The sequence below is a fragment of the Ekhidna sp. ABH4_415 genome (genome assembly GCF_056161305.1).
Genome location: NZ_JBSWYW010000008.1, coordinates 98,215 through 124,585, shown reverse-complemented (window position 1 = coordinate 124,585; position 26,371 = coordinate 98,215). Strand labels below are relative to the sequence as shown.

27 protein-coding genes are annotated in these 26,371 nt (G+C 40.9%); 11 read left to right on the top strand and 16 right to left on the bottom strand.

Annotated elements, in window-relative coordinates:
- Positions 1-50: 50 nt before the first annotated feature.
- The 3 genes from lhgO to msrB all read left to right on the top strand — a co-directional run bounded on the left by lhgO (position 51) and on the right by msrB (position 2,417).
- Positions 51-1,247, top strand: coding sequence for an L-2-hydroxyglutarate oxidase (gene lhgO / locus ACXAH9_RS15185; RefSeq protein WP_474895705.1), 1,197 nt, complete (start codon positions 51-53; stop codon positions 1,245-1,247).
- Positions 1,248-1,259: 12 nt separating this feature from the next.
- The gene (locus ACXAH9_RS15180; protein WP_474895704.1) at positions 1,260-1,781 is read left to right on the top strand and encodes a DinB family protein; all 522 of its coding nucleotides are present in this window, start codon (positions 1,260-1,262) and stop codon (positions 1,779-1,781) included.
- Positions 1,782-1,931: 150 nt separating this feature from the next.
- Positions 1,932-2,417, top strand: a complete 486-nt coding sequence (gene msrB / locus ACXAH9_RS15175) for a peptide-methionine (R)-S-oxide reductase MsrB (RefSeq protein ID WP_474895703.1) — start codon at positions 1,932-1,934, stop codon at positions 2,415-2,417.
- Here the strand turns inward: msrB and ACXAH9_RS15170 are convergent.
- A complete protein-coding gene (locus tag ACXAH9_RS15170) occupies positions 2,383-3,363 on the bottom strand; it encodes a YheT family hydrolase (RefSeq protein WP_474895702.1) in 981 nt (326 codons plus the stop codon). The two genes, msrB and ACXAH9_RS15170, sit on opposite strands and share 35 nt — an antisense overlap.
- A gap of 60 nt (positions 3,364-3,423) precedes the next feature.
- On the opposite strand from ACXAH9_RS15170, the gene ACXAH9_RS15165 reads away from it, so the two are divergent.
- Positions 3,424-5,817 carry a TonB-dependent receptor gene (locus ACXAH9_RS15165; RefSeq protein ID WP_474895701.1) on the top strand — a complete coding sequence of 798 codons (2,394 nt, stop codon included), beginning with the start codon at positions 3,424-3,426 and terminating at the stop codon, positions 5,815-5,817.
- A 2-nt stretch (positions 5,818-5,819) separates the two neighbouring features.
- Here ACXAH9_RS15165 and ACXAH9_RS15160 read toward each other — a convergent pair whose 3' ends face one another.
- The 7 genes from ACXAH9_RS15160 to ACXAH9_RS15130 form a co-directional block, all read right to left on the bottom strand.
- Positions 5,820-6,674 carry an outer membrane beta-barrel protein gene (locus tag ACXAH9_RS15160; RefSeq protein WP_474895700.1) on the bottom strand — a complete coding sequence of 285 codons (855 nt, stop codon included), beginning with the start codon at positions 6,672-6,674 and terminating at the stop codon, positions 5,820-5,822.
- Between the two features lie 49 nt (positions 6,675-6,723).
- Positions 6,724-7,584 (bottom strand): DUF5777 family beta-barrel protein, encoded by an 861-nt coding sequence (locus ACXAH9_RS15155; protein ID WP_474895699.1) that lies wholly within the window; start codon positions 7,582-7,584, stop codon positions 6,724-6,726.
- Complete coding sequence (locus ACXAH9_RS15150; protein ID WP_474895698.1) at positions 7,571-8,116, bottom strand: YceI family protein; 546 nt, start codon at positions 8,114-8,116, stop codon at positions 7,571-7,573. The genes ACXAH9_RS15155 and ACXAH9_RS15150 overlap by 14 nt, the downstream gene beginning before the upstream one ends.
- On the bottom strand, positions 8,116-8,913 hold the full coding sequence (locus ACXAH9_RS15145; RefSeq protein WP_474895697.1) for a SprB repeat-containing protein: 798 nt from the start codon (positions 8,911-8,913) through the stop codon (positions 8,116-8,118). The genes ACXAH9_RS15150 and ACXAH9_RS15145 overlap by 1 nt, the downstream gene beginning before the upstream one ends.
- Positions 8,914-8,999: 86 nt before the next feature.
- Entirely contained in the window at positions 9,000-9,800 is an 801-nt protein-coding gene (locus ACXAH9_RS15140; protein ID WP_474895696.1) for a hypothetical protein, read from the bottom strand.
- 37 nt (positions 9,801-9,837) lie between these two features.
- Positions 9,838-10,311: a DUF2452 domain-containing protein gene (locus tag ACXAH9_RS15135; RefSeq protein WP_474895695.1), complete on the bottom strand. Its 474-nt coding sequence runs from the start codon at positions 10,309-10,311 to the stop codon at positions 9,838-9,840.
- Complete coding sequence (locus tag ACXAH9_RS15130) at positions 10,301-10,438, bottom strand: hypothetical protein (RefSeq protein WP_474895694.1); 138 nt, start codon at positions 10,436-10,438, stop codon at positions 10,301-10,303. The genes ACXAH9_RS15135 and ACXAH9_RS15130 overlap by 11 nt, the downstream gene beginning before the upstream one ends.
- A 137-nt stretch (positions 10,439-10,575) precedes the next feature.
- Here ACXAH9_RS15130 and ACXAH9_RS15125 point away from each other — a divergent pair, with 137 nt between their 5' ends.
- On the top strand, positions 10,576-10,938 hold the full coding sequence (locus ACXAH9_RS15125) for a DUF3127 domain-containing protein (protein WP_474895693.1): 363 nt from the start codon (positions 10,576-10,578) through the stop codon (positions 10,936-10,938).
- On the opposite strand, the gene ACXAH9_RS15120 is transcribed toward ACXAH9_RS15125, so the two are convergent.
- Positions 10,935-11,192, bottom strand: a complete 258-nt coding sequence (locus tag ACXAH9_RS15120; protein WP_474895692.1) for a hypothetical protein — start codon at positions 11,190-11,192, stop codon at positions 10,935-10,937. The genes ACXAH9_RS15125 and ACXAH9_RS15120 overlap by 4 nt on opposite strands.
- An 86-nt stretch (positions 11,193-11,278) precedes the next feature.
- Between ACXAH9_RS15120 and ACXAH9_RS15115 the strand changes: the two genes are divergently transcribed.
- A complete protein-coding gene (locus ACXAH9_RS15115) occupies positions 11,279-11,854 on the top strand; it encodes a DUF2911 domain-containing protein (RefSeq protein ID WP_474895691.1) in 576 nt (191 codons plus the stop codon).
- Here the strand turns inward: ACXAH9_RS15115 and ACXAH9_RS15110 are convergent.
- A complete protein-coding gene (locus ACXAH9_RS15110) occupies positions 11,826-12,272 on the bottom strand; it encodes a DUF302 domain-containing protein (protein WP_474895690.1) in 447 nt (148 codons plus the stop codon). The genes ACXAH9_RS15115 and ACXAH9_RS15110 overlap by 29 nt on opposite strands.
- A gap of 144 nt (positions 12,273-12,416) precedes the next feature.
- Between ACXAH9_RS15110 and ACXAH9_RS15105 the strand changes: the two genes are divergently transcribed.
- Positions 12,417-14,351: a SpoIIE family protein phosphatase gene (locus tag ACXAH9_RS15105; RefSeq protein ID WP_474895689.1), complete on the top strand. Its 1,935-nt coding sequence runs from the start codon at positions 12,417-12,419 to the stop codon at positions 14,349-14,351.
- A gap of 11 nt (positions 14,352-14,362) precedes the next feature.
- Here the strand turns inward: ACXAH9_RS15105 and ACXAH9_RS15100 are convergent, their stop codons facing one another.
- The 3 genes from ACXAH9_RS15100 to ACXAH9_RS15090 are packed head-to-tail and all read right to left on the bottom strand — an operon-like array spanning position 14,363 to position 17,788.
- Complete coding sequence (locus ACXAH9_RS15100; protein ID WP_474895688.1) at positions 14,363-14,599, bottom strand: hypothetical protein; 237 nt, start codon at positions 14,597-14,599, stop codon at positions 14,363-14,365.
- Positions 14,600-14,608: 9 nt separating this feature from the next.
- Positions 14,609-15,856: a response regulator gene (locus tag ACXAH9_RS15095; RefSeq protein ID WP_474895687.1), complete on the bottom strand. Its 1,248-nt coding sequence runs from the start codon at positions 15,854-15,856 to the stop codon at positions 14,609-14,611.
- 30 nt (positions 15,857-15,886) lie between these two features.
- Positions 15,887-17,788 carry a sensor histidine kinase gene (locus tag ACXAH9_RS15090; protein WP_474895686.1) on the bottom strand — a complete coding sequence of 634 codons (1,902 nt, stop codon included), beginning with the start codon at positions 17,786-17,788 and terminating at the stop codon, positions 15,887-15,889.
- Between the two features lie 413 nt (positions 17,789-18,201).
- On the opposite strand from ACXAH9_RS15090, the gene ACXAH9_RS15085 reads away from it, so the two are divergent.
- Genes ACXAH9_RS15085 through ACXAH9_RS15070 form a run of 4 tightly spaced genes read left to right on the top strand, consistent with a single transcriptional unit; the run spans position 18,202 to position 20,207 of the window.
- Entirely contained in the window at positions 18,202-18,765 is a 564-nt protein-coding gene (locus ACXAH9_RS15085) for a SiaB family protein kinase (protein ID WP_474895685.1), read from the top strand.
- A 36-nt stretch (positions 18,766-18,801) separates the two neighbouring features.
- On the top strand, positions 18,802-19,191 hold the full coding sequence (locus ACXAH9_RS15080; protein ID WP_474895684.1) for a DUF1987 domain-containing protein: 390 nt from the start codon (positions 18,802-18,804) through the stop codon (positions 19,189-19,191).
- A gap of 13 nt (positions 19,192-19,204) precedes the next feature.
- Entirely contained in the window at positions 19,205-19,729 is a 525-nt protein-coding gene (locus ACXAH9_RS15075; protein WP_474895683.1) for a hypothetical protein, read from the top strand.
- Positions 19,713-20,207 carry a thioesterase gene (locus tag ACXAH9_RS15070; protein ID WP_474895682.1) on the top strand — a complete coding sequence of 165 codons (495 nt, stop codon included), beginning with the start codon at positions 19,713-19,715 and terminating at the stop codon, positions 20,205-20,207. Before ACXAH9_RS15075 ends, ACXAH9_RS15070 begins: the two co-directional genes overlap by 17 nt.
- Here the strand turns inward: ACXAH9_RS15070 and ACXAH9_RS15065 are convergent.
- The 3 genes from ACXAH9_RS15065 to ACXAH9_RS15055 all read right to left on the bottom strand — a co-directional run bounded on the left by ACXAH9_RS15065 (position 20,202) and on the right by ACXAH9_RS15055 (position 26,368).
- The gene (locus tag ACXAH9_RS15065) at positions 20,202-21,521 is read right to left on the bottom strand and encodes a YihY/virulence factor BrkB family protein (RefSeq protein WP_474895681.1); all 1,320 of its coding nucleotides are present in this window, start codon (positions 21,519-21,521) and stop codon (positions 20,202-20,204) included. The genes ACXAH9_RS15070 and ACXAH9_RS15065 overlap by 6 nt on opposite strands.
- 167 nt (positions 21,522-21,688) lie before the next feature.
- A complete protein-coding gene (locus tag ACXAH9_RS15060) occupies positions 21,689-22,921 on the bottom strand; it encodes a metallophosphoesterase (protein WP_474895680.1) in 1,233 nt (410 codons plus the stop codon).
- A gap of 39 nt (positions 22,922-22,960) precedes the next feature.
- On the bottom strand, positions 22,961-26,368 hold the full coding sequence (locus tag ACXAH9_RS15055; protein ID WP_474895679.1) for an efflux RND transporter permease subunit: 3,408 nt from the start codon (positions 26,366-26,368) through the stop codon (positions 22,961-22,963).
- Positions 26,369-26,371 lie beyond the last annotated feature (3 nt).

Below are 26,371 nucleotides of genomic sequence, written 5' to 3'. Positions count from 1 at the left end.
AGGAATTTAAGCATACCAGCGATATTTGCGCCGCACACTTAAACAGGTTTATGTATAATGTTGTAGTGATCGGCGGAGGTATCGTTGGACTAGCTTCCGCACTGAAAATCAAAGAAAAGAACCCTAACTATAAAGTAGCCATCGTTGAGAAAGAGCGAACAATTGCTCAGCATCAAACGGGTCACAACAGTGGAGTAATCCACTCCGGGTTGTATTACAAGCCCGGAAGCTACAAAGCAAAAAACTGTGTAGATGGCTACAATATGCTCATCGACTTCTGCAACGAAGAAGAGATTCCGTATGAACTATGCGGTAAGATTGTAGTAGCAACCCGGGAATCCCAGCTGGATGCACTTGATACACTACACCAACGTGGTGAGGCCAATGGCCTGAGAGGAATAAAGAAACTGAGAGCCGAAGAGCTCAAAGAATACGAACCGCATGTGGCAGGTGTAAGTGGGCTCTACGTACCACAAACGGGCATCATTGATTACAAGCTTGTAGCTGAGAAGTATGCTGAGAAATTTAAGCATTTTGGTGGTGAGATCTTCTCTTCGAATAAGCTGGTGTCATTCAAAGAAGAACGCGGTTTCATCCACGTTCATACCCAAAACGAAAGACTGACCACTCGTGTAGTGGTAAACTGTTCTGGATTGTATACAGACAAGATCGCCAAACTTTCAGGAGCTAAGATTGATTTCAAAATTGTGCCTTTCAGAGGTGAATATTATAAGATCAAACCTGAAAAGGAATACCTGGTAAAAAACCTGATCTACCCAGTCCCTGACCCTAGCTTTCCTTTCTTAGGTGTGCATTTCACCCGTCACATTGATGGTGGCATTGAAGCAGGCCCAAATGCTGTGCTTGCTTTTGCACGTGAGGGCTATAAGAAGAGCCAGATCAATATGAAAGAGTTGCTGGGTACGTTGTTTTACCCCGGCTTTATGCGGGTAGCAGCCAAATACTGGAAAACCGGGTTTGGAGAAATGTATCGATCGTATTCAAAAGGGGCTTTTACACGCGCTCTTCAGGAATTGATTCCAGAAATACAAAAGAAAGATCTTAAGAAAGGCGGAGCGGGTGTTCGTGCACAGGCATGTGACCGAAAGGGTGGATTGATCGATGACTTCCTGGTGGTAGAGCACGACAAGTTCATCAACGTTGGGAATGCCCCCTCTCCTGCGGCTACTTCCTCCCTCGCCATTGGAGATCGCGTAGCGGAAATGGCTATAGAGCGGCTAAAGTAGTATCTTTAATCCATGCAATTCGATCTATCCAAATCCATCCAGGTGCTGGAAAGAACTCCTGCGGTGTTAAAAAAATTGCTGGAAAATCTTCCGGAAGACTGGGTCACACCCAACGAAGGTCCGGATACCTGGAGTCCATATGATGTTGTGGGTCACCTGATCCATGGGGAAAAGACCGACTGGATCCCTCGTGCGAAAATCATCCTGAAACAGGGTGAAAAGCGACCGTTCACCCCCTTCGATCGATTTGCACAGTTTGAGGAAAGTAATGGCAAAACATTGGCGCAGCTATTAAGTGAATTTGAAGAACTAAGAGCCGCGAACCTGGAAGCACTAATAAAGCTGAATATTACTGAAGATAACCTTCAATTGACTGGCATGCACCCGGGTTTAGGCCGGGTGACACTTGAAAACCTTTTGGCCGCCTGGGTGGTTCATGATCTAGGTCATATACATCAGATTTCACGAGTGATGGCCAAGCAATACATCAATGAAGTGGGACCCTGGACCAAATACATGGGAGTATTGAAATGAATGATTTTTAATAAAAAAAAGCTTCAATCCCCTCCCTGGAGGGGTTGGGGTGGGTGTTAAAAGAGTTTTTCTTTTTAAAAAATTAGTCTTTTTGGCGACCTTATTTAATTCTTGGAAACCGATTGGAACCAAATAATCGTTTATTAAATCATGAAAAAACTAATCGTACTTTTAGCTATCACTTTTTCTTTTATCTCTTGCGCACAGCAGAAGAAAGAAATGCCAAAGAATACAGATCTTCCTTTTAATAAGATCGTGAAATCCGAAACGGAATGGAAAGCCCAACTCAGTGAGATGGAGTACTATGTACTTCGTGAAAAAGGAACAGAGCGAGCCTTTACAAGCGAATTAAATAATGTAAAAGACGAGGGTACCTTCGTATGTGCTGCCTGCTCCCTCCCACTCTTCTCTTCCGAGACCAAGTTCAAGTCAGGAACCGGCTGGCCTTCATTCTATGAGCCTGTAAACGAAGTGAATGTAGCAGAAGAAGATGACATGTCTTATGGGATGGTCAGGACGGAAGTGCTATGCGCTCGATGTGACGGACATTTAGGTCATGTCTTTCCAGATGGTCCTAAGCCAACGGGTTTGAGATACTGCATCAATGGGGCTGCTTTGAAGTTTGAGAAAAAATAACTTCTTCGATAAATCGGTCCGCGGCATACTCCATGTAACTCCATTCGCTTTTGGGGATGGTGAAACCTACATGTCCGCCCTTTTCCGGCATTTCCAAAAAGATGTTTGGGCTGTTTTGCGCCAAATCAATCGGGTAGCATGGCTCACCGAGCATGGGATCATTGATCGCATTTACGATTAGGAGTGGAATCTTGATATTAGGCAAAAACTGATCACTGGTGATGCGTGCATAAAAGTCATCTGCACTAGAGTACTCCGGGTGCACCTTTAAGGTAAACCGCTCATCTAATTGACGGAAATTTTTGACATCTCTGATGCCATCTACATCCATTTCCACTACTTCGGCCTTAGCCAAAATCTTTTCTTTGAGTTTGGACACAAACCGCTTTTCATAGATTCTGCCAGCTCCTTTTCTAAGCATATCGGCACTGTTTTGCACATTACATGGAACTGAAAATGAGATTGCTCCTTTGATGCGACTGTCAGGGTCTCGCTCACCCAGGTACTTCTGTTGCATCCCGGCACCCATGGAATATCCAATCAAGACTACATCCTCGTATCCTTCTTTCAACCCCCGGTCAATCACTGCAGCAATATCTTCAGTAGCACCATGATGGTAAAACCGGGGCAAGCGGTTCATCTCCCCGCTGCAGCTTCGATTGTTCCACGCCAGTATGTCCCAGCCTTTTTGCGAAAAATACTGTGCAGGCCGTTTGATATAGTGCCGGTCAGCACTTCCCTCCAGCCCATGGCTAAGTACAATCAAGCGTTTGTTACCTTGCTTGACCCAGTCCAGGTCCAGGAAATCACCGTCCTCCAATTCCAACCGCTCACGGTCATATGCTATCCCTTCCACTTTGTAAAACAGAGAAGGGATAATGGTTTCAAAGTGACCGTTGAAAAAGTACCACGGCCTCTTGTGATATTTTGACTTTATTATTGGCATGAACGGCGCAATTTTTGCTAATAGATTTGATCCGAACCAAAAATCGAAATTAACGACTGAATGAGACTTAATCTTAAGATTACCTTTCTTTTACTTCTTTCTTATTCCTCTTATGCTCAAAATGCCTTGGTTGTGGATGATGCTAATGGTAAACCTATTATAGATGTATTCATCTACCATGAAAATAAGGAGGATGTTTCCTATACCGATGAGAAAGGGATTGCTGATATCTCATCTTTCCCCAAGGGACTTGTTTTCTTCCAGCACCCCTCCTTCCATCAACAATCCATCGCCTACCTGGGTAATGACCTTAGGGTATCATTGAAAGAAAAGATCATGTCGTTTAATGAGGTGGTGATCTCTGCTAATAAATGGGAGCAGGAAGAGGAGAATGTCTCTCAGCAGATCATGACCGTAAGCAAGAAAACCATTCAGTTTCAGAACCCACAAACGTCGGCTGATTTACTGGCCAATTCAGGACAAGTATTCGTTCAAAAAAGCCAGATGGGTGGGGGCTCCCCAAAAATACGTGGGTTTGCAGCCAACTCTGTTCTTTTGGTTGTGGATGGTGTGCGCATGAATAATGCCATTTTCAGAAGCGGAAACCTGCAAAACGTCATCAATATCGATCCAAACGCACTGGAGAGCTCAGAAGTGATTTTTGGTCCTGGTTCTGTCATTTATGGAAGTGATGCACTTGGTGGTGTTATGGATTTTCATACCATCGAGCCACAATGGTCTACTGATGCTGTGACGGACATTTCAGGAAATGCAATGGCACGATACAGTACGGCTGCAAATGAACGAACAGGACATCTGGACGTCTCTGTGGCCAGGCAAAAGTTTACCTTTTTTCACTCCTCCTCGTTCACAGCATTTGACGACTTAAGAGCAGGTGGCCATCGATCCGGAGGATACGAGGGAGAATTTGAGCGTGAATTTTACGTAAAACGAATCAATGGACAGGATCAGCTGGTTCGAAATGATGACATCAATGTGCAGAAATTCTCCGGATATGATCTGTTCAATTCCATCTCCAAAGCCAAGTTCAGACTGAGCCCAAACACTGACATTAGCTATGGATTTTACTACAGCACCACATCGGACATTCCACGTTATGATAACCTGACTGAGACCCTGGGACCAAACACAGACTCACTGGCTGCAGCGGAATGGTATTATGGTCCGCAGGAGTGGCAAATGCACAACCTGAAGCTAAACTTTTATGAAAGCAATATCTTTTTTGATCAGGCCCGTGTAACGCTTGCTTACCAGAAGTTTGAGGAAAGCAGAAATGACCGGGACTTTGGTGACGACCGATTGCGAACAAGAACAGAAGAGGTGGATATGTACTCCGTCTCGCTTGATTTTGATAAAGAGTTTGCTCGTTCCAATTTGTATTATGGTGTCGATTTTTATCATAATGATATTGCATCAGACGCATACAGGCAGAATATTGAAACGGGGGCATTCTCTGAAACAAGTAGTCGCTACCCGGATGGCGGAAGTGATTTCACATCGTTTGCCATTTACGGGAGCTATGTAAATGAGCTGACGGAGCAGGTAACATTTAATAGTGGTATCCGATACAATGCGATTAGCCTGAAAGCAAACACCACAGATGATAGAGCATTGGCAAATAACTCCGCTGACTTGGACCTTCAAAACTCAGCATTGAACGGATCTCTTGGGTTGGCGATCAACCTCAATGAGGTCAACAAGATCAGTTATAATATTTCCACCGGATTTCGCTCTCCTAATGTAGATGATGTAGGAAAAGTTTTTGATGTTGGGAACAGCGTGGTAGTACCAAATCCCAGCCTTACTCCGGAATATACACTGAGTTACGAGCTGGCCTATCAGCGAAAAACCGAGCGATCGTTGTTCAAAGTAGTAGCTTTTCACAGCCGACTATACGACGCAATCATTGACGGACCTTTCACGTTAAATGGTAGCTCTACGGCCTCTATCAATGGGGAAACATTGAATGTTTTTGCGAAAGTGAATACGGGAGATGCAGAGATTTACGGAGGCAGCATGATTTTTACTGCCGAGGTTGCTGATAACTGGGCCATATCTAAAACAATTAGCTATACAGGCGGAAGAGACATTACAAATGATGAGCCTCTGAGGCACACCACACCAATCTTTGGTAAAGCCACGGTCACATTCCAGGAGAAAAAACTACGTTCAGAATTTTACATCGAATACAACACCGATCGGGATGCTGATGCTATACCTTCTTCGGAAATTGACAGGAAGCCTTATCTCTACACTGATTCCGGTTCCCCGGGTTGGTATACGCTAAACTTAAAATCCAGCTACCAGATCAATGAACATGTGAATGTGAATGCGGGAGTTGAAAATATCCTCGATAAGCATTACCGCCCCTACTCCTCAGGAATCAGTGCGCCGGGAAGAAATTTCATTGTAGCTGTAAGAGCTACCATTTAGCGCTATTTCATGAATCGTAAACCCAGAGTCAGGTCTATCCTCGTGATAGAAAAATCAACTGGAATTACAGTTCCGTTTGATTCTATTTCTGAAAGGTTCGCAATATTGATCTCAGCTCCGGCTCCAATTCCAAAGTTTTCGGTCAATAGAAAATCATATGTTACTCCCAATGCCACTCCAAAAGTGTCCCCTCTTTCATTGTAAGGTTCTCCATCAAGCAATCCATCCGTTTTATAATGAATGAATCCACCTGCAATGAAATATTGAATCATCTGATCATCGGCCAGTATGTTTCTATACATCAATGAAAGGGCTGCATACGAAAACCTGATTTTCTCATCCCTGATAGAGGATATGCCGTATCTCTGAGGATCAAAATCTTGCTCTGCTTCGGTAAAAATGTGATTATACTTAACGCCAAGACCAAAGGCCTCTGTTGGAAAATAATGAAGATCACCTCCCACATTCCATAACGATTGTAATTGCTTTTGGTATGAATCCGGCCAGGATTCATACCCACCGAACTGGTAAGTATATCCGGCATTTAAGGAAAGCCTGAATTTCGCAAGTTTAAAATCAGGCAAGATTAAGCGATTCTGCTCGGTGATCTCAGGTTCACTTTGATTCGTTTCAACTTCAGTTTCACTTTGCTCATAAGATGCTATTTCCGATAGTGGTAGTCTGGATCGCATTAGCAAAACCCCACTTTTATCAAATACTGAAAAGTGAATGAAATCGTCAGAAACCCTTGTAATTTGACATGCTATCGAATCTCCATCTTTGGTAACAATTATATCCTGAGAATGGACACAATAGGATACCACCAGTAATATCAGCGTAATTAGGAAGTGCTTCATCTAATCCAATTATCCCTTGAATATAAGAGAATATTGTCAGATGTAATCATTAGGGTTTGGTAGGTTTCAAATCAAATACCCGCGTGATATTAAACCCGTAGTGAATATCGCCATCCCAAAAGTTTTCGATCGTTTCACCGATAAATCCTCGCTCATTCATCTGGGTTGCATTGGTAAAGTGTAGTTGAAAAACATGCCCACCTGTTTCGATATCTACACCTACTGCAAACGCATTTTGAAACTGATCCGATTTATCCGAAAGCTGAGGATAGTACTCGGTGACTATCGCTATTCTATTAGACACTTTATACCTGGCTCCTAGTCCTATAGCGATCAACAGGTTATCATCCTCGGTGGTCGCCACCAGGTTACGCTGAATAACTGTGGGTGCTACCTGGAAACTTAAATTTGAATTGAATTTTCTAGCTATCAACACTTGTGCCGTGTATGCATTTCTATCAACTCCTTCCAATCCCAACTGGTCAACTGTCTTCCTGGCAAAACTGGTAAAGGCAGTAGCAGTAAATGGAAAATCATCCGACTGACGAACAAACCGATATTTTAGAAAGGCATCTATCACCTTATCAAAAGATGATCTTCCGATTCCAATATTCAGATCATCCGTTAGGCCGTATTCCAGACCAAGCCTTATCGTTGCAAAATCGAGCCCAAAAAACTCCTCGTATCCTGAATTAAGGGTACCGAAGCGATGGCCAATGATAAATTCCAGCACACCACTTGATCGCGTCTCAATCGAATGACCGTTTATTACACGTGTACTTTTAAATGTAGCCGAAACATAACCCTCTGACTTTGCCTGTTCAGATTCCAGCAACTCCAATAACTCATCCTCCTGAGCAAATGCCTGTAAACTGAGGGCGACTAATATCAGACAACTAATTTTTTTCATAGGGCTTGTATTGAAGTTTTGCAGTGACCTCTACCTCTTCGGCAATCTTGTAAAATACCGCTTTTGGTATCTTTATTTTATGATCTTCTAATTTGATTGGAAATACAGTCTCAATTAAGATTTGATTATCTTCAAAAATTAATGTTCCGGAAATTTCTTTCTCCAGCTCTACTCCATGAACTTCCAACGTCCCGATTGCGGAAGCCTCTACCTTACCAATACTGCCATCCCATCCTCTTATTTCACCTTTAAAGATCGCGTTGGGAAACTGATCTGATTCCAAATAATTCTCGTTGAAATGCTGCTGCATCAGCTTCTTTTGAAATGAAAATGATTTAATGGGTACCACGATGACAATCGTATTTTTTTCTACATTAATGATGCTGGAAACAGCCTGATTGATTGCCTCGATATCTTCCAATGGTGCATTAGAGAAAAAGCGAATGTACGTGCTATCCGTTTTATATCGCTGGGAAAAGCCGGCCAAACAAGCCAGCATAAAAATCAGCAAAAGCAGCTTTTTTATCATCATCAATTGTCTTTGGCTCCATCATCCACCCAGCAGGCTATCATGTCAATTTCAGCCTGTGTTAACTGGCCTGGAGATCGAGGCATGGACCCGCTTTGGGTCCTTGATTTTATTTCACTTGCCTTGCTTAGGACGTTGCTTTTCACTGTCCAGTTTCGATCAGATCCATTGTCTCCATTGTGACAACCGGAAAATGTACATTCGCTTTGTAGCAAGGGCATTATATCACCAGACAAACTAATATTAGAACTGACGTATTCATTTGAAGTCACCGTACAACCTGTACCATCTGTGACGACAATCTCATGGTCTCCGGTTCCCACGTTTTCAAATGTACTAGCTGATTGGCCAGTACCTCCATCCAGAGAATAAGTAAAAGAACCATCTCCACCCGAAGCATTCACAGTGATTGTACCTGTATTACTGGTACAGGCTGAATTCGTTTTATCTATTGAAATTGTAATTCCATTCGGACCGGCAGATAATTGAAAAGTACCTTCAAAAACACATCCGTCTGCATCCATGACAGCAACATTATATGTCTTTGCCACCAAACCTGAAAAGACTCCTGATGACTGAAAGTCACCATCGTCCAGGCTATACATATAAGGAGAGGTGCCGCCAGAGGCAATTAAAGTAAAGGCCCCTTCATTATCACAATCAGGATTAATGACATCACTAACCTGTAGACTCAAATCTGAGGCATCACAATCTATGGTTGTGTCCTCTTCACTACTATTGGAACATCCCATAAAAATTAGCAGGGAAGCAAAGAGTGAGTAAGCAAGTATTTTTTTCATCATTTTCAGATTATGCCAAAAGAATAAGATTTTAGATTTAGCTATCTAAATATACTAATTAATGTATCAACATTAAAAGTATGTACCTAATTATTCAGAGCCCCATCATCAACCCAACAAGCAATCTGTTCGATTTCCTCGTCTGATAATGTACGGTTCCTCGGCATTGATCCGGCCTGTGTTTCAGATTTAATTCTTCCGGCATTTTGCATTACTTCCTGCTCGGTCATAAGCCTTGGTGATTGTGAACCGTTGTGGCACCCGTTAATCGCACAATCCTTTTGAATAATTGGCATTATATCAGATGCTAAACTTGTATTGGTCTTTACCTGAATGGATCTTGTTACTTCGCAGCTCTCTTCATCCTTTACGGTAATATTGTATTCACCTCTACCAAGGTTATCAAATAATGCCATCTCTGAAAAAGCGCCTTCATTAATCGAAAATTGTAAAGTTCCCGTTCCACCATTTGCATCTGCTTCTATAGACCCAGAAGCAGACCCACATGCTGTATTGGTGCTGGTCAGATTTAAAGTTATGCCTGTTGGTTCGGATTCCAGGGTAAATCTAATTTCAGCAGTGCATGATTGATTATCCCTAACCAATATTGTATAAACCCCTGCAACTAATCCATCAAAAAAAGCTGACTCCTGAAAAACGACTCCATCAATGCTATATTCATAAGGTGCTTCACCTCCACTTGCCGCCAGCTCGAATGATCCGGGTATCTGGCAATCCGATTTGGTGAATGATACAACCTCCACCCGTAGGTCAGATTCCGAACAGTCGATACCTGGTTCCTCTGTATTGTTGCTGCAGCTCTCCATAAGCACACACGTTGCTATTAGTGAGATGATAAGTATGTTTTTAAATTTCGTAATAATCATACACCCTTAACAAACGAAAAAAAGCAATGGTTAGGATTTAATATTGATAATCCTGATTATTCGTCTTTACTATTTCCCAGGTATGATCCGACATGAGCCTTACTTCCGCTTCAAATGCCTCATATGGAAAGCTATTTCCCCACTCATCCGGACTTATCATGGATAAAAGGTCTGTACCGTCCTTCTTTTTATATAGGAAATATATTTTTCCAACCACCGGCTGAAAAGGGACATTCGCCTGGTAAATGCGCTCTGATACTTCTACTCTACTTTGTAAGTATTTCGCCTGTTCGATCAGGGTCTGCATTTGTTCGTATAGTTGCCGGAACTGACGATCGGTCTGATCGTGCATGGCTGCAACGGCATTTCCCTTTATTCTTCCTTTATCCTCCGGCTTGATGATAGCACTACCTGCATGATGTGCATATTCGATCAGTCCTGGCAAGTCGGTTATCTTTTCCCTTTCCTTTTCCAGGTCTATTTTGGAGATATCTACCTTATTATTGCTCATTCGATTGTTCAGTTTTTTCTTTCTCCCATGGGGCTACAGTCCTGCTACTTATATCGACAGCTATGATTATCATGATAATCACAAAAATGACAGCTCCGATCAGAAAATATTTCTTAGACTTTTTCATACTTGCAAATTGAACTATCAAAAATGAATAATAGTTTAGCGCTGAAGAAGGGTTTGTAGTAAAAAACCACAGACATTGATCTAATTGATCCTTAACTTCGAACTTTTTTCCAGTTCAATGAAAACGTAGTAATTCACATGATTGTAGAAGGTAAGATCGTAGAGAAGTACGACACACAAAACATCAAAGACACATTTAAGAAAAGGGAATTTGTATTGGAGTATGCTGAAAACCCTCAGTATCCGGAGTTCATTAAGTTTGAATTAATTCAAAGCAATTGCGAACAATTGGATAGTCTGGAGATAGGTGATGAAGTTTCAGTAAACTTTAACCTTAAAGGAAGAAAATGGACGGATCCTAAAGGAGAAGTAAAATACTTCAATAGCCTACAGGCGTGGCGAATAGATAAAAAATCTGGTGGTATGCCTGAGACACCTCCACCTCCATCTCAGGAATGGGCAAAAGAAGACTTCTCAAAAGATGATGATCTGCCCTTCTAGCGGCGTTTACGAAATGTGATTGGAATGTAGTCATCGGTAGGTATTCCGATGTGGGCCAGATCCCAGTTTTTGTCATAACCATTAACCAACTGACGAATACATTCCACTCGATCTTCTGTTGGGTAAGGACAGTCATCCCAGTGAAAAATTTCTACCCGATACTGATATTGTTTTTTAATTCCGTTTACACGAACTTCAACTTCTATGTCCTGTTCTTCGTTTAATTGCGGTATTTCAATGCCTATTATTCCCATATGATGAATAGTTTTTATATTCAATCGGCAAATAATATACCCAATTTTGTAACATACTATTATTCAGTACGTTATCGTCTATCCCAATGAAATCAGTATTTCAAATTCGGACATATTTTCGTTCAAATTCAGTATTAATCATTTTCGCAACGATTATCGCAGTTGCTCAAAGTGGATGTACTTCTGATCCACAGAATCGTCCCTCTCCGCTGAGATCGGACAGTGCCTCAGTTCATGGCATTGATGCATACATTGAGTTTAGCAGCCCCGGAGTGAAGGATCGTAGGATTTTTGGTGAGGGATCTGATTTTCTGGTCCCTTATGGTAAAATATGGAGAACAGGTGCCAATAATGCCACCTATGTTTCATTTGATGCTGATATTATGGTTGATACATTTCTATTGGACAGTGGTAGTTATTCACTTTTCACTATTCCTGATGAGAGTGAATGGACTGTCATATTCAATTCAGAATGGGATCAATGGGGATCTTACAATTACAAAGACTCTCTGGATGCTTTCAGGCTTAAAGTGATCCCACGATATGCAGATCAATCACAGGAACGAATGCTTTTTTATTTCGCAGAAGATTCTCTGAAATTCAGATGGGATGAAGTAAGATGGGCAATCCCTCTTAATCTCCCTCCCGAAGCGCTTCGTTAACTACACGTATTTTCAGTCGAGACATGCTGGTGATGACATCATCACATTCGTGAAGCATGAATCGCTTTTTCATCACTTTAGGATCAAAAAATCCAACGTATACGTCACCGTGCTCCTCCCAAACAAGAATTCGCATTGGAAGATCCAATGCAGTCGTTTGCCTACAGGCAATTAGTTCGATCATTAGATTTGGGTCCTCGAATAAAATCATGCGTGTGGGGGGTATCTCTACTCCATATTCTTTGGCCACTTTATCGTGTTCTACCGTTTCGAAATAGGCCAGTTTTTTCTTTTTGATAATTTCAACAATTCTATCTACCGTTTCATCAACAGAACGAGCGCTCCTGTAGGTAGTTAGATTTTGAGATTTCAACGAGAAAGTAGCAAATACTATGCAGGCGGATATTATAAACTTCATTGGTGGTTAAGTTTAATCAATAGCGAAGATAATACTCTTGACTGTAAGAAGGCATGAAATCGATTATTGACTTATCAATCATATCTCATAGATTAGCAGAGTGAAAAGATTTATTTTTACTGACCAAACGGAGAAAATCATTTTATGAACATATACGCCAAACTAACCATACTCTGTCTTTTTTTGGTATTATTCACCGCAGGCGTTCTTTCATTTTTTGCTGATCAAAGAGTAGAGCAAACCTTTAAAGAGGAGATCGTTGCTAGTATGACTCAGCAATCCAAAGGTATAAGTGCTGATATTGGTCGATTCATGTTTTCCAGACTGAACGATGTTCGAATGGCAGCAAAAAACCCTTATTTCAGAACCGCCAATAACAACCCTGAGATACTTACTCAACGACTACAAGAACTTGAAAACCTAAATGACCTTTACTATTCATTTTCTTTTTTTGATACGAATAGGTTTAGGATCGCAGATAGCAAACGTTTATCGATAGGTAAGCAACACCCAATAACTCCATACTGGAGCAAACTTCAATCAGGTGAGGAATCATCAGTCGATGTGTCAAAATCGGAATCAGTAGGTCGCGTTGTGATGCATTTTGCAACCAAAGTAACTGATCTCAATGATAACAATGAGACTGGCGTTTTAGTCGGCAGGATTTTGGTAGATGAGCTTTTTAAAATTGTGGGTGAATATTCACTTAGTTCTGATAACTCCAGAAACCTAGACATCCACCTCATTGACAGTGAAGGGACGATTCTATACTCTAACTTAGATCCATCCAGCATTCTGACCACAACATACAGTGAATATGACCTTATATCTTCACTAGAGGAACCTGGAGTAAACTTTCTGGAGACTCAGGATAAGCTATATTTTGTTACTCATGATACTAACTACCTTTCTTTTCAAGGGAACGACTGGACCTTAATTTTGAGTATTCCGAAAGAGAGGGCTTACTTTCCTTTAGCTCAAATTAGAAACCAAATTTTATGGGCTGTATTGCCTGTACTGGCTTTGACTATTATAATGGCATTGGTGGCTGCCAACTTCTTTGTAAAACCAATAGTAAAACTTAGCAATGCAGCTGAAGAGCTGGGTAAAGGCAACCTGGATGTAGAATTGCCAACAGGGTCAAAAGATGAAATCGGCAAACTGGCAAAGCAAATGGCCATGATGTCACAAAATCTCATTGGTCAGATTGATGAGCAGCGACAAACCAACAAGCAGCTAATTGATCAGAAGACTCAAATTGAAATGCAGAAGAACCAGCTGGTGTCCGTTTCCTCACAGATACGAGACAGTATAAGCTATGCAGAACGTATCCAAAGATCCACACTTCCACCATTAAGTACGCTACAAAGTGTATTCCCGGATTCCTTTGTAATGTATCGACCCAAGGATATTATTGGAGGTGATTTTTATTGGTTTGAGCGAGTGAGAAGAGGAAATAATGAGTTTATGATTATTGCATGTGGTGACTGTACCGGTCACGGAGTTCCGGGAGCCATCATGTCGATCATGGGTAGTAATCAGCTAACTAATATTGTTTATTATCAAAATTACCTCGATCCGAAAAAAATCATTTCGAGACTGGATAAAGTAATCAAATTTGAGCTACAAAGAGAAACAGAAGAGGTAAATCGGGATGGTATGGAAATTGGCATCTGTGTGATTGATCTTGACACTTTAAAAATGGAATTCGCAGGAGCTGGGATTCCACTAAGACTCATGAAACATGGAGACAAAGAGCTAACGATATATAAAACGCCCAGACAGATGGTTGGTGGTATTGAAGGGGATGAACAAGAAGTACACGCTCAGCTTACGAAAGAAGTGATTCAGCTAGATGTAAAAGATCGTATCTTCCTTTCTTCTGATGGTTTTCAGGATCAATTTGGAGGGGAGTTTGACAAAAAGTTTATGTCTAAGAATTTTAATAAGCTCATCGAAAGCTCATCCGATAAGCCAATACTGGAGCAGCAGAAAATCATTGAAGGAACCTTCGCAGAATGGTCAAAGAATACCAGTCAGACAGATGATGTCTGTGTGCTGGGATTCGAAATTAAATAATAGACTACTCGTTAATGGGTAGCAAGTAGCTCCTCATCTACAGTCATTTCATAGAGTTCAGAAAGAGCAGCATTAAGTGCATCAAGTAGCTCATCGTCTATTTCTACATCAGGATTGAGATCCTCCATTTCCTTCAGCGTATGTCCTTTACCTCGTATTTCATCTACGCACTTCAGGCATATGCGTGTCCATGATTGCGGACTTATATTGTTGGTGCACCAATTTTTAAAACTGCTCGCCTTTGCCATCCCAAAAATTTAGAGTTTAAAGCCTATGATCGAAATATCGTCATTAAGGCTTGATCCTGCTTTCCACGTTTGTAAATTACTCATCAAGAAATCTCGCTGCTCACTCATAGGTTTGTCCTGAATAGACTTAAGCATTTCCTCGTATTTTTCATAGGTAAACTTAACTCCGTCCTCATTCTCCTGATTGTAATATCCGTTGGAATACATGTAGTATGAAGCTCCCGGTTCAATTGGTATTTTGTCAGCGATTGCGTCCTCAAAATGATCACTCTCTTCTCCTTTCAATAGAGTGGTCTTTTGATCATTGAAGACCAGCATATCTTGATTAATGCCGCTAAATTGTAATGTATTTGCGTTATGATCAAATACTGCGACAGAAACTTTAATGTCGCATTGAAGTTCGTCTGATCCGGCAGCATCTAACTCGTACTTTAGCTCATTTATGATCTCTCCAGAATGGAAAATCTTTCTATCATGCGTGAGGTAGTTCAATACTGAGTCAGCTATTAGCGTCTTTAAAGAACCAACTATCCCTTTCCCGTCAAATTCAATTAATGAAACCACGGTATAATCTTCAGATCGGAAATTAAGCCGTGTGGTCCAGACAAACTCTTCACTAAAAAGATACTTTGTTTCAAAAATGACGAAGTGATCTTTAAACTGACGGCTTAGATATCGATCGTTTGGCAGCATGGATTGTTGAAGTAATCCAGCATATCGTATACTATCGATCAATCTTTTGTTAATCTTATTCAACTCCTCAGTTCTCGCTCTTACTCTGGTTTCAAGTTCTACATTGCTATCTTCAAGTTCTTTAATGTGCTCTTCACTTTCAGCTGCTTGTTGGTAGGTCTCTATTGCTCTCTCGAGTACCCCCTTCATTTCGTCAAAATTCCAGGGTTTGGTGATGTATTTATAGATGCCACATCTATTGATACCATCCTTGATCGCCTCTATGTCTGTAAACCCAGTCAAAATAATTTTGATGACATCCGGATGATTAGGAAGAATCTTCTCCAAAAATTGTGTGCCGGTCATTTCCGGCATTCGCTGATCAGTAACGATCACCTGAATATCTTCCTGATCCAAAATATCAATCGCCTCAATTGGGTTAGTCGAGGTGTGAACATTGTAGAATTTTCTGAAATTGGCTTTGAAAACCCGAAGGTTTGTAGCCTCATCATCTACATAAAGAAGCGAAAACTTCTTTTTTTCTTTTGGTCGATCAATCTGTTGCTGGTCTTGAGTCTCTTCCATCCTTCCCGGGTCTAATTAGTTGTTAAAGTTTTAATTACTCTCTGCTACCTCTTTGTCTTCTTTCTTTTTAATTGGGGTGATTTTCTTAGGTAATGTAATCACAAACTCCGTACCCTTACCTACCTCACTGGCAAGGTCAATCTTACCCCCGTGTTTCTCAACAATACCGTACGTTATAGACATTCCTAATCCGGTTCCTACACCTACCTCCTTGGTGGTAAAGAAAGGCTCCCAAATTCTGTTTTTAATTTCGTCAGGAATACCCACACCATTATCCTTTATTCTCACATAAACTTCGTTATCAGCTTCCTCTGTATAAATGGTGATTTCTGCATCTTTCTTTTCCTCTGGCATTGCTTGAACTGCATTATTCAGTATATTCATGAATACCTGATTTAACTGCCCAGGATAACATTCAATATCATGCATACTCTCATCATAATGCTTGGTGATCTCAATCTTACCTTTGGTCTTGTTTCTAAGCAGTGTAAGCGTCGCATCAATGTTTTCATTAACGTTCGCATTCTTCGCTTCTTCTTCATCCAGCCTGGAGAATACCCGCAGACCTTTCACAATCTCGATGGTTCGCTGCACACCATAATTGATATCATTGATTAGATCATCCAATTCATCAACTATTTCGTCATATTCATGCTCTTCCTTAAGTTCTTTTACGGACTCAAGTACGTCCTTGGCATCTTCTCCATCATCCAGCCTGGTATACTCCTCAGCGATATCACGCATTGCTTCAATAGACATTTTTAAAGACACCATACCACTTGAAATAAAGTTGATCGGGTTGTTGATCTCATGTGCAATTCCAGCGGTAAGCTGACCCAATGACGCCATCTTTTCAGAGTGTACTAATTGAGACTGAGCACTCTTCAATGAATTAAGAGCGTTGGCCAGTTCTTCTTTAGACTTCTGCTCTTTCTCAAGTGTGGCTTGTAGCTTCTTCTCTGCAAGGAATAGTTTTTCATTATCCTGCAATTGCTTATCTGCCAACTCTCTGATCTCCACTTCAGAATCCTGAAGTTTCTTATATGCCAGATTCAGCTCATCCTGAGCGGCAATCAACCGTTCGTTGATCTTGATCTGCTCTTCAGAAGATTTGAGCAACTTAGCCTCAGATTCCTCTAGTTTTTGGTTTTTCTCTTCCAGCTCTTTTCGGGAGAGATAAAGTTTCTTATTAATAAGTTTTTGTTTCTGGAAGTTGATTTTAAGCTGCTGCTCCGATTTCTTCACTTTCACAAACGCTTTGTTCGCCGACAGGTAGTTTTCACTAGCCAGCTTAACCAATGGCCTGAAAATGAAAAATCCCTGAACAAGGAAAATTCCGATGAAAATCGAAAAGCCGACATACTCGGCAAGTCCAATACTTGCTCCTCTATTCTGTGCATTGTCTACAAAATAACTGGTAATGTTGTCCATACCCTCTTCATAGGCTCTCACAGCATTAACTAATCCTTCGATTGATTTCCTTAATGATATGCGATTGATGTTCCCTTCATCCAACGAAAAGGATACATCCATAACATTGGAGGTATTGCTGTTCATATCAAAGAAGAGAAACTTCAGTTCATCTTGTAAGTTGACGTATTCATCTGTTTGAGATGGTTGAGATATGTTAAGATCCTTATCTCCACTTATAAGGGCCTGATGACCTTTTACCCATTGTGGATACACCCTTTTTAGTTCGTTTTTAAAATAATCAAACTGCCCCTGATTTCGTGCATACCCCATACCAATAGCTGCCTTAACAATTTGTTGGCCTTTAGCAGCCTGGTCGGCAGAAATCTGAACTATCTGTGGATCCTGATTGAAAGAGTCTTTAATCTCTTTCTGGAGGACAAAGACGTAGTAAGCAACCGCCCCTATCATAACCAATGCCGTAAGAATATAGACATTGGAATACAAATCCTTCTTTAACATACCTTAAACATAGTTGGTTAAACTCTTAACTAGTTAATCTCTATTTAGCTGAATGAATTAAAAAAATCCTATTAGCAAGTCCCTCAAATCTATATCAAAAATAGTATTATTGGAAATATCACATTTTTATACTGATTTACCTCTAGGAACGCCTAACAATAATACCTAGGCTGTTTTCGGCACTCCCCACCCTCACTAATGTAATAAAGAAAAGCATAATTTGTCTTTTAATATGTTTTTAATCCCCTAAGTCTATTAAAGAACATAATTTTGCCTGTGAGAATAATTGAGGGTTGGAATGCTGGCGACCTTAATCGATTGATTATCACCACAAAGTTTTAGGTGATTAAACATTTGGTTTAATTAGTCATTAGTTCTTACTTTTCCAGCCCAAAGAAAATTGACCCCTATTTATGGATTATCTGAGGAGCTACAAAAACATTTATGACCAAAACATTATCCTGATGTTCAAGGGCGAATTGACCTTTGATCTGGTGACAGCCATGATAGGGACGCTGGAGGAAAGACTAGAGGAGCTGGAAGAAAACAGAAAGGTCAAAAAGAAGTTTTATAATGTAGCAACGGAGTGTATTCAAAACCTTTATTATCACCTGGATGAGGTGAATGCGGATGACATGAAAGTGAGTAGTTATGATTCCAACTCAGCTCTTATCATGATCGCTGCAAGAAAGAGATTTTACAGCCTGCAAACGGGCAACTACATCCCGTCGGAAAAGACAAAAGAAATACAAAAACGACTAGATGATATCAATGCAGTAGATGCGGATGAGTTAAGAGCCCTTTATAAAAGAGTACTTGCGGAGCAAGAATTTTCTGATAAAGGAACTGGTGGTCTTGGTTTCATTGATATAGCCCGAAAGACGGGCGGACAAAAGCTGAGATATAAATTTCAACCGGTGACTGACAAGGTGAGCTATTTTACTTTTCAAATTAGATTACCAAGGATTGAAGGATAGGACTAAAAGATTAACTTACAAACCGTAGAGGAATTTATGGAAAAAGTATTCATCGAACCAACAAGAACAACTCCCCTGATCAATTTTGATCCAGACGAAGGTTTGCTGGAAATGAAAGGGAGATCCAGTCCTGAAAATTCCATTCAGTTCTATCAGAAGATTCTGGACAACCTTGATGAATACTGTGTTTCCGGAGGTCCTGAGTTCACTACAAATATTGCATTCGAATATTTTAACACAAGCTCCTCAAAGTGTCTCTTTGATGTTTTCAAGCGTTTGAGTAAAATTGAAGATAGTGGTAGAAAGATCACGATAAATTGGTATTTCGAGGAGGGAGATGATGATATGATGGAAGCAGGTGAAGACTACAGTGATCTGCTGGATTTAAATTTCAACTTCTTTGAAATAGAGGAAGAAGACTTATGATCGCCTAAAATAAATGGATAAAAACCAGGAGCTTTATTATGACGAGATAAATAGTCTCAGGAAGTTCAGAGCAAAGATTGAGACACATGCAATCTACAAAGAAGACCTGGACGCATTTTCAGATGAGTATGAAGAGCTGGTTGCGCAAGCTAAAGTAATCACACGAGTTTCGGACAGACTGCAGAAGAAGTTGGATAATGCCAACATGCAGATCCGTGAACAAAACGAAGAAATCAAAGATAAAAATGTGCAATTAGCTGATACTGTAACACAGTTAGCCAAAGCCAAAGTAGGAAGAAAAGCTTCTACCATTTTATTGACAGTAGCTGTCGTTCTCTTCATTCTTGAGCAACTCCTTCTGGAACCGATTATTGACCAGTTTTTTGATACACAATTTGTTAGCTTAGGTGTGTTAGGAGTGCTCTTTCTGCTCATTAAATTTTCTGAAGGTGCACTGGAAAGCTACTTTATGAACCGGGAGAAAAAGAAGATCCTGGAAAACGAGAAAAACAACACACTGGATGTCTCTAAGTTCTAAACAACAAAAGCTAGCCCAGCAGGTAACCAGTGGATTTATGTTTCCGCTCTTCCTGATGAAAAGCCTACCAATGGGTTGGATAGCTGGTCTGCGTGTGAGAGATTTAGACAAAGAAAAATGCACAACTTCTGTTCCGTTTAAATACCTGAATAAAAACCCATTTAAATCCACCTATTTTGCTGTTCAAAGTATGGCTGCAGAGCTTTCAACAGCTACTCCGTGTTTACTGGCAATTACTGGTCAAAAGCCATCAGTTGCATTTATTATCGTAGACCTTAAAGCCACATTTACCAAGAAAGCAACCGATCGTGTTTACTTTACCTGCGAGGACGGGGCAAAAGCTTTTAAAGCCGTGGAAAAATGCATTGCAAGCGGAGAATCTGCAGAAGCCACATTGAAGACGGTTGGGAAAATGAAAGATGGTACGGTGGTTTCAGAGTTTGAATTTACCTGGTCTTTCAAGCAACGCAAATCATAAGTCTTTTAATAAGACATTGCTATCACTGGATTTCCATTTCTCTTCTATTTTCTTCAAAGCACCCTCTATAGCTACGAATGCTTTTGATTTACGAGGATCAAAGTCCCCCATTCCCTCTTTCTCATACTTATCCAAAACTGTATATAAATCCATTTTGTGAATATCAAAACTAGGTTGATAAGCTACATCATCAGCTTCAACTCTGGTTATGAGTCCGGAACGCTCCAATTCGTATGAAATATCCACGACATACTTCCTGGGAATATTGACATATCCAGCAAGTTCATTCAGAGTCATTACGCCATCTCCTTTCTCAAATTTTTTGACCACACGGTAAAGCAAAAGCAACACAAGTTTTCTTCGGTGACTTAGGCTCACTTTCAGTTTTTCAGAATTCATTTCCCACTGATCTATATACTGTGCCCCGTAGCATATTTCTGCACCAAATAGCACTATAAGCCAACTAATCTGAAGCCATATCAAGAATAACGGAAGAAATGCTATACTTCCGTAAATCGCATCATATCTCGCAAAAGCAAACTGCAAAGAGATAAATGCCTGTTGATTTAGCACGTAAAGCGTTCCAGCAATGATGCCTCCCAGCAAAGCAGGGAAAAACTTAACTCGTGTATTGGGGAAAATCAGGTATAGTCCAAAAAGGAGAACCCATAAAATAGTATATGGAATTAACGTTATAAAAAAGATGATCCCAGATCTAAACTCTCCCAAAAACTCTATACTCGCAATGAAATCCTGGAATGTATCTTTCACAAAAACAGTAGCTGTACTAGCTACGATCATCAATATTGGGCCGAGTAGTATTACCGCTACATAATCAGATATCTTCCGTTCCCATCTTCTGCTTTTTTTTATGTCCCACATGTCATTAAATGCCTCTTCAATATTCATGAGCAGGCGAATGACTGTATACAATAAAAACACTGCCGAGCTAATAGCAATAATACCTCCTCCTTTAACGGATAGAATATTTTCAACGAAAGGTATTACTTGTTCCAGAACCTCTGTTTGCCCTTTGAAATATAGTTCCAACTCACTTTCGACCAGTCCTCTAATACCAAAGGCCTTCGCAATAGCGAATAAAAGAGCAAGTACTGGCACCAATGAAAGCATAGACAAATACGTAAGTGCTGATGCTTTCTCAGCGCATTTATCATTGATAAACTCTTTAATTGCGATAACCCAAATTCGGATGAATGCGAAAATATACCGTTTGCGTTTAGGAAGGGATCTGAGTCTCAACCGCCATAGGTCTACTTCAATAAACTTCTGAACTTGATTCAGTTTTTCTTTCATTGTCTGCAGATTTCCCGAAAAGATAAAAAGAAAACCTTCACTTGGCTGGTTTTCAAAGAAAAAGGGGCTCCTCAGCCCCTTTTCACCTAATCACCTGTAAAAATCACCTATCATCCTATGACATGAAGATATATACGATATAACAATCGTTTCTGCATGTCCCCTACTTAAGCTTTTTTTAATTCCAGAATGGTTATTTCTGGTAGTATACCAATTCTTCCCGGATATCCGATAAATCCATAGCCACGATTTACATATAATGACTGATCTCCTTCCTGATAATGGTCCGCCCACTGCTTGTACCTGTATTGAACCGGACTCCATCTGAAGTCTCCTATTTCCACCCCAAACTGCATGCCGTGGGTATGCCCTGCCAGCATCAAATCGATATCCGGGTAGCTGGGTCTTATCTGCGCATCCCAATGACTGGGATCGTGAGACAGCAAGAGTTTATAAGGCATTTCTTCTGCTCCTTCGATCGTCTTTGACATATCACCATACTTAGAAAACCTTCCTGCTCCCCAGTTTTCACAACCTAAAATGGCAATTTCTTCTCCATCCACTTTTACCGTTCTGTTTTCATTTAATAGCAGATCGTAACCCATATAGGCGTGCATCTCGTGCAGCCTTTTGATATCCTTTTGTTTGGCTGCCTCGGACGTCCAGTTAGTATAATCTCCATAATCGTGATTGCCCATCACAGAAAACACTCCCAATGGTGCTTTCACCCGCTTAAAAATATCGAGGTAGTCCTTGGCCTCCTCACTACGGTTATTCACCAGATCGCCGGTAAAAAAGGCAATATCCGGCTTTTGCCCCAATAGCATATCTACCCCTCCCTCTACGGCCGTTTTATTAAAAAAACTACCAGTATGGATATCCGAAATCTGTGCAACTCGAATTCCATCGAACGCTTTTGGCAGGTTGGGTGAGTAAATCACACGTTTACGTATTCGGTAATCGTGAGCTCCCGAAATAACTCCAAAAGACATGGTGGCAATTGGAATAGCTCCTGCAATCAACGCAGACTTCTGCATGAAATCGGAACGAGAAGTTGAGTGATCCTCTTCGGTAAATGGGAAGATATTGACCAACCAGGTTATTCCTCTTCTGATGTCATCGAGAAGCAAAAAGACGGCACTAAAAAGCTTGCCAATAAAAAGTACAAAGAAGAAGGTTGTTATATATAGTCGCAGGTTTTGAAATTGCTTAGGGTCTATCTGCCTGTAAAGAAGGACACCAACCAAAGAGCCGATACTTAATACCCAGTAGGCAATCCAAATGGTCTTCCTCCAGGCCGGGCTTAAACTCTCCGTTAATGACCGAACAGCGACAAAAACATAGATGTCTAATACCAGGTAAACAGACACTAAAAAAAAGACAAAATACACTCGACTCATATCACAAAAAATCCCCCCGGAAACCGAGGGGATATACTATTAACTTAAACCTAACCGACGATTAATTCTTGCGAAGAATAAATACATTAATGGTACGATTACTAACGTAAGGAACGTAGCAAAGGTTAGACCAAAAATGATGGTCCACGACATGGGTCCCCAAAATGCCACATTGTCTCCACCCAGGAAGAAATCAGCATCGTATGTACTTAAGAATTTGATGAAGTCAATGTTGATTCCAACTGCCAAGGGAATTAAGCCGAGGATGGTCGTGATGGCAGTTAAGAGCACCGGACGTAATCTCGTCACACCTGCGCTAATAATTGCCTCTTTTATTTTCTCCATCGAAAGCTTATCTACACCTGTTTCTGCCCTGAGCCTATTTCTACTTAGTTCAATAAAGTCGATCAATACAATAGCATTATTTACTACGATCCCGGCCAATGAAATGATACCAATCATGGTCATAATCACCACAAAGTTCATCTTGAAAATAACAAGCCCAAGGAAAACTCCAATGGTACTGAAAAGTACAGACATCATGATAATGAACGGGGTTGTAACCTTATTGAACTGTGATACGATGATGAGGAATATGGTGAATACTGCAATCATTAGTGCTGTACTCAAGAACTCAAATTCTTCTGCTTGTTTTTCCTGCTCACCACCAAACTTAAATTCATAGCCCGGAGGCATATCAAAGTCTGCCAGCAATTCCTTGATCTCATTGTTGATCTGCGTTGGGTTGTAGCCCGCCTCCACATTCGAACTAATGATCACTTGTCTCCTTAAATCCTGACGTTTAATCGATCCATAAGTCGATGAAAGCTCAGCTTGAGCAACCGAAGAAATTGGCACGCTTTTCATTTGGCCGGAGGTCTGATCCCTAAATACAATACTCTTGTTCATCAAAGCATCAATGTCGTATCGATACTGATCCTTCAATCTCAACTGGATTTCGTAATCATCCTCACCTTCTTTATACTTCGAAATTTCCTTTCCAAAAAGTGCTGTTCGCACTTCCATCGCAATGCTGGAGGTAGACAACCCGAAACGTCTGGCTTTTTCTCTGTCAATATTCACAACAAGCTCAGGTTTACCAGTTTGTAGATCGGTCTTCAACTTCTCAATGCCCTGGATACCAGATTCATTGATCAGGTTTTTCATATCCTCAGTAATCTCAATCAATGTGGCATACTCCTTACCGGAAACCTCAATGCTGATAGGCTTACCAGTTGGGGGTCCATCTGAGTTTTGGTCAACAGTAACAGCCACTCCTGGATAATCACCAACTGAATCGCGTATTTCATTCAATATTTCTTTAGTATCAATGCCACCTCGATTTTTGAACTCAACGAAGTTCACAGTGATACGTGCTTTATTTGGTGTGTCCTGCTCACCAAAAGCTGATGGGTCATTCGGATCCGATGTTCCGGAACCAACATTAGCAATAACAGACTCTACAATGCTTTCGTAGGGTTTGACCAGCTCAATCACCTTTCGTTCAATATCCTGAGTAAACTCGTTAGTGGTTTCTATATCTGTGCCTACAGGAAACTCAATGAACACATTGACATATAAAGGGTCTGTTTTTGGGAAGTATTCCAGATTTGGTTTGGACGGTGACATAAGCACTGAACCAAAGATTCCAATCGAAACTACCATCAGAACAACAGTGCCCCAGAAGAACAAGTAAGGATGCCATCCTTTGATCGCAAACTTCAAAGTGCTCTTATATATCCCTTCTATCCTTGGCAGGAAGTTTTGAAACCTTCTGGAAAGAGGTGTTAAGACATAGATGTTCAGGAAGGTTATTGCTCCGGAAATGATAAGCAGATTACTCAAAACGGTCACCTTAGCGAAAGCGAGTAAAAGGCCTAGCCCAATCGCCACAGAAGCAAAAATCAACACACGTTTCTTTCTGATTTCTCCTGTATCTACTTTCATGAAAGATTTGATTAATACAGGGTTGATCACCAATGCTACAAATAATGAAGAACCAAGAGTAATCATTAATGTAATCGGCAGGTATTTCATAAACTCTCCCATAATACCCGGCCAAAATGCCAAAGGAAGGAAAGCTGCCAAAGTTGTGGCAGTAGAAGCAATAATTGGTAGTGCCACTTCTCCAACACCATTTTTGGTAGCTTCAAAAGCGGAAAGTCCTTCCTCTCGCAAACGATAAACGTTCTCAACCACCACAATACCATTATCCACCAACATACCGAGTGCCATGATTAATGAGAATAATACCATCATGTTAATGGTGATACCAAACATTCCTAAAATCATGAACGATATGAACATGGAAAGCGGAATAGCTATCCCTACAAACAGTGCATTTCTTGGGCCCAGAAAGAAAAGAAGCACTAAAACAACCAGAATCACCCCGGAGATGATGTTGTTCTCAAGGCTATCCACCATGTCGCGTGTTTGTTGCGACTGATCGTTTGTTTTCGTTACAATCAAATCATCCGGGAAGATTTCTTCTCTTGCTTCTTCTAAAATGGCATTGATCTTTTCAGTTGCAATCAAGAGGTTCTCACCGCTTCTTTTGATCACATCCACCATGACCACCGGGTTAGTGTAAAGGCGCGCATAGCTCTTCTTCTCTACATAATCGAAAGAAACATCAGCAATATCCTTCAGGTAGACAATGTTGCCATTCTCCGCTTTCACCACTACATCCAATATCTCTTCAGGCTCTTCAAATTCACCAACCACTCGGATGGTTCTTCTGATATCTCCTTCTCTGTATGTTCCACCGGATAAGGTAATATTCTCGCTGGCTACTGCCTGCTCGATATCTCCAAAGTTTACCTCACGTGCCTCCATCTGGTATGGATCTACACTAATTCGAACTTCACGCTCGTCGATACCTCTAATTTCAACCTTTGATATCTCTGACAGCTTTTCAATTTCCTCTTCCAGGTATTCTGCATATTCATTCAGGTCCGTCATACTGTAATCGCCCGACAGATTGATATTCAGAATCGGGAACTCTGAAAAGTTCATGTCAAACACATTCGGATCCTGTTCCAGATCGGATGGTAATTCGGGCTTAGCTCTATCCACCGCATCTTTCACCTTAGTGAGGGCATCCTCTACATCCGTTTCGGGTGTAAACTCAACGATGATGGTGGAGTAATCCTGAACAGAAGTGGATTTAATCAAATCGGCCTCAGAAATAGAGTTGAGCTCATTCTCGATCGGTCGAGTGATCAGGTTTTCCATGTCCAGCGGCGAGTTGCCCGGATATGGAGTTCCTACATATACCACTGGCTGCCTAATCTCAGGAAAACTTTCCTTTGGAAGGCTGATATATGAAAACAAACCTGCGGCTATTACAATGAATGTTAGCACATATACCGTGGTTCGGTTTTTCAAGGAGAGGGTGGTTAGTCCAAACTCCTTTTGTGTTTTAATATCTTTTAATTCTTCTGACATATC

Bases quoted from the DNA above. Each gene is read 5' to 3' on its own strand.
- lhgO (WP_474895705.1), top strand. From the start codon at position 51: ATGTATAATGTTGTAGTGATCGGCGGAGGTATCGTTGGACTAGCTTCC.
- ACXAH9_RS15180 (WP_474895704.1), top strand. From the start codon at position 1,260: ATGCAATTCGATCTATCCAAATCCATCCAGGTGCTGGAAAGAACTCCT.
- msrB (WP_474895703.1), top strand. From the start codon at position 1,932: ATGAAAAAACTAATCGTACTTTTAGCTATCACTTTTTCTTTTATCTCT.
- ACXAH9_RS15170 (WP_474895702.1), bottom strand. From the start codon at position 3,363: ATGCCAATAATAAAGTCAAAATATCACAAGAGGCCGTGGTACTTTTTC.
- ACXAH9_RS15165 (WP_474895701.1), top strand. From the start codon at position 3,424: ATGAGACTTAATCTTAAGATTACCTTTCTTTTACTTCTTTCTTATTCC.
- ACXAH9_RS15160 (WP_474895700.1), bottom strand. From the start codon at position 6,674: ATGAAGCACTTCCTAATTACGCTGATATTACTGGTGGTATCCTATTGT.
- ACXAH9_RS15155 (WP_474895699.1), bottom strand. From the start codon at position 7,584: ATGAAAAAAATTAGTTGTCTGATATTAGTCGCCCTCAGTTTACAGGCA.
- ACXAH9_RS15150 (WP_474895698.1), bottom strand. From the start codon at position 8,116: ATGATGATAAAAAAGCTGCTTTTGCTGATTTTTATGCTGGCTTGTTTG.
- ACXAH9_RS15145 (WP_474895697.1), bottom strand. From the start codon at position 8,913: ATGAAAAAAATACTTGCTTACTCACTCTTTGCTTCCCTGCTAATTTTT.
- ACXAH9_RS15140 (WP_474895696.1), bottom strand. From the start codon at position 9,800: ATGATTATTACGAAATTTAAAAACATACTTATCATCTCACTAATAGCA.
- ACXAH9_RS15135 (WP_474895695.1), bottom strand. From the start codon at position 10,311: ATGAGCAATAATAAGGTAGATATCTCCAAAATAGACCTGGAAAAGGAA.
- ACXAH9_RS15130 (WP_474895694.1), bottom strand. From the start codon at position 10,438: ATGAAAAAGTCTAAGAAATATTTTCTGATCGGAGCTGTCATTTTTGTG.
- ACXAH9_RS15125 (WP_474895693.1), top strand. From the start codon at position 10,576: ATGATTGTAGAAGGTAAGATCGTAGAGAAGTACGACACACAAAACATC.
- ACXAH9_RS15120 (WP_474895692.1), bottom strand. From the start codon at position 11,192: ATGGGAATAATAGGCATTGAAATACCGCAATTAAACGAAGAACAGGAC.
- ACXAH9_RS15115 (WP_474895691.1), top strand. From the start codon at position 11,279: ATGAAATCAGTATTTCAAATTCGGACATATTTTCGTTCAAATTCAGTA.
- ACXAH9_RS15110 (WP_474895690.1), bottom strand. From the start codon at position 12,272: ATGAAGTTTATAATATCCGCCTGCATAGTATTTGCTACTTTCTCGTTG.
- ACXAH9_RS15105 (WP_474895689.1), top strand. From the start codon at position 12,417: ATGAACATATACGCCAAACTAACCATACTCTGTCTTTTTTTGGTATTA.
- ACXAH9_RS15100 (WP_474895688.1), bottom strand. From the start codon at position 14,599: ATGGCAAAGGCGAGCAGTTTTAAAAATTGGTGCACCAACAATATAAGT.
- ACXAH9_RS15095 (WP_474895687.1), bottom strand. From the start codon at position 15,856: ATGGAAGAGACTCAAGACCAGCAACAGATTGATCGACCAAAAGAAAAA.
- ACXAH9_RS15090 (WP_474895686.1), bottom strand. From the start codon at position 17,788: ATGTTAAAGAAGGATTTGTATTCCAATGTCTATATTCTTACGGCATTG.
- ACXAH9_RS15085 (WP_474895685.1), top strand. From the start codon at position 18,202: ATGGATTATCTGAGGAGCTACAAAAACATTTATGACCAAAACATTATC.
- ACXAH9_RS15080 (WP_474895684.1), top strand. From the start codon at position 18,802: ATGGAAAAAGTATTCATCGAACCAACAAGAACAACTCCCCTGATCAAT.
- ACXAH9_RS15075 (WP_474895683.1), top strand. From the start codon at position 19,205: ATGGATAAAAACCAGGAGCTTTATTATGACGAGATAAATAGTCTCAGG.
- ACXAH9_RS15070 (WP_474895682.1), top strand. From the start codon at position 19,713: ATGTCTCTAAGTTCTAAACAACAAAAGCTAGCCCAGCAGGTAACCAGT.
- ACXAH9_RS15065 (WP_474895681.1), bottom strand. From the start codon at position 21,521: ATGAAAGAAAAACTGAATCAAGTTCAGAAGTTTATTGAAGTAGACCTA.
- ACXAH9_RS15060 (WP_474895680.1), bottom strand. From the start codon at position 22,921: ATGAGTCGAGTGTATTTTGTCTTTTTTTTAGTGTCTGTTTACCTGGTA.
- ACXAH9_RS15055 (WP_474895679.1), bottom strand. From the start codon at position 26,368: ATGTCAGAAGAATTAAAAGATATTAAAACACAAAAGGAGTTTGGACTA.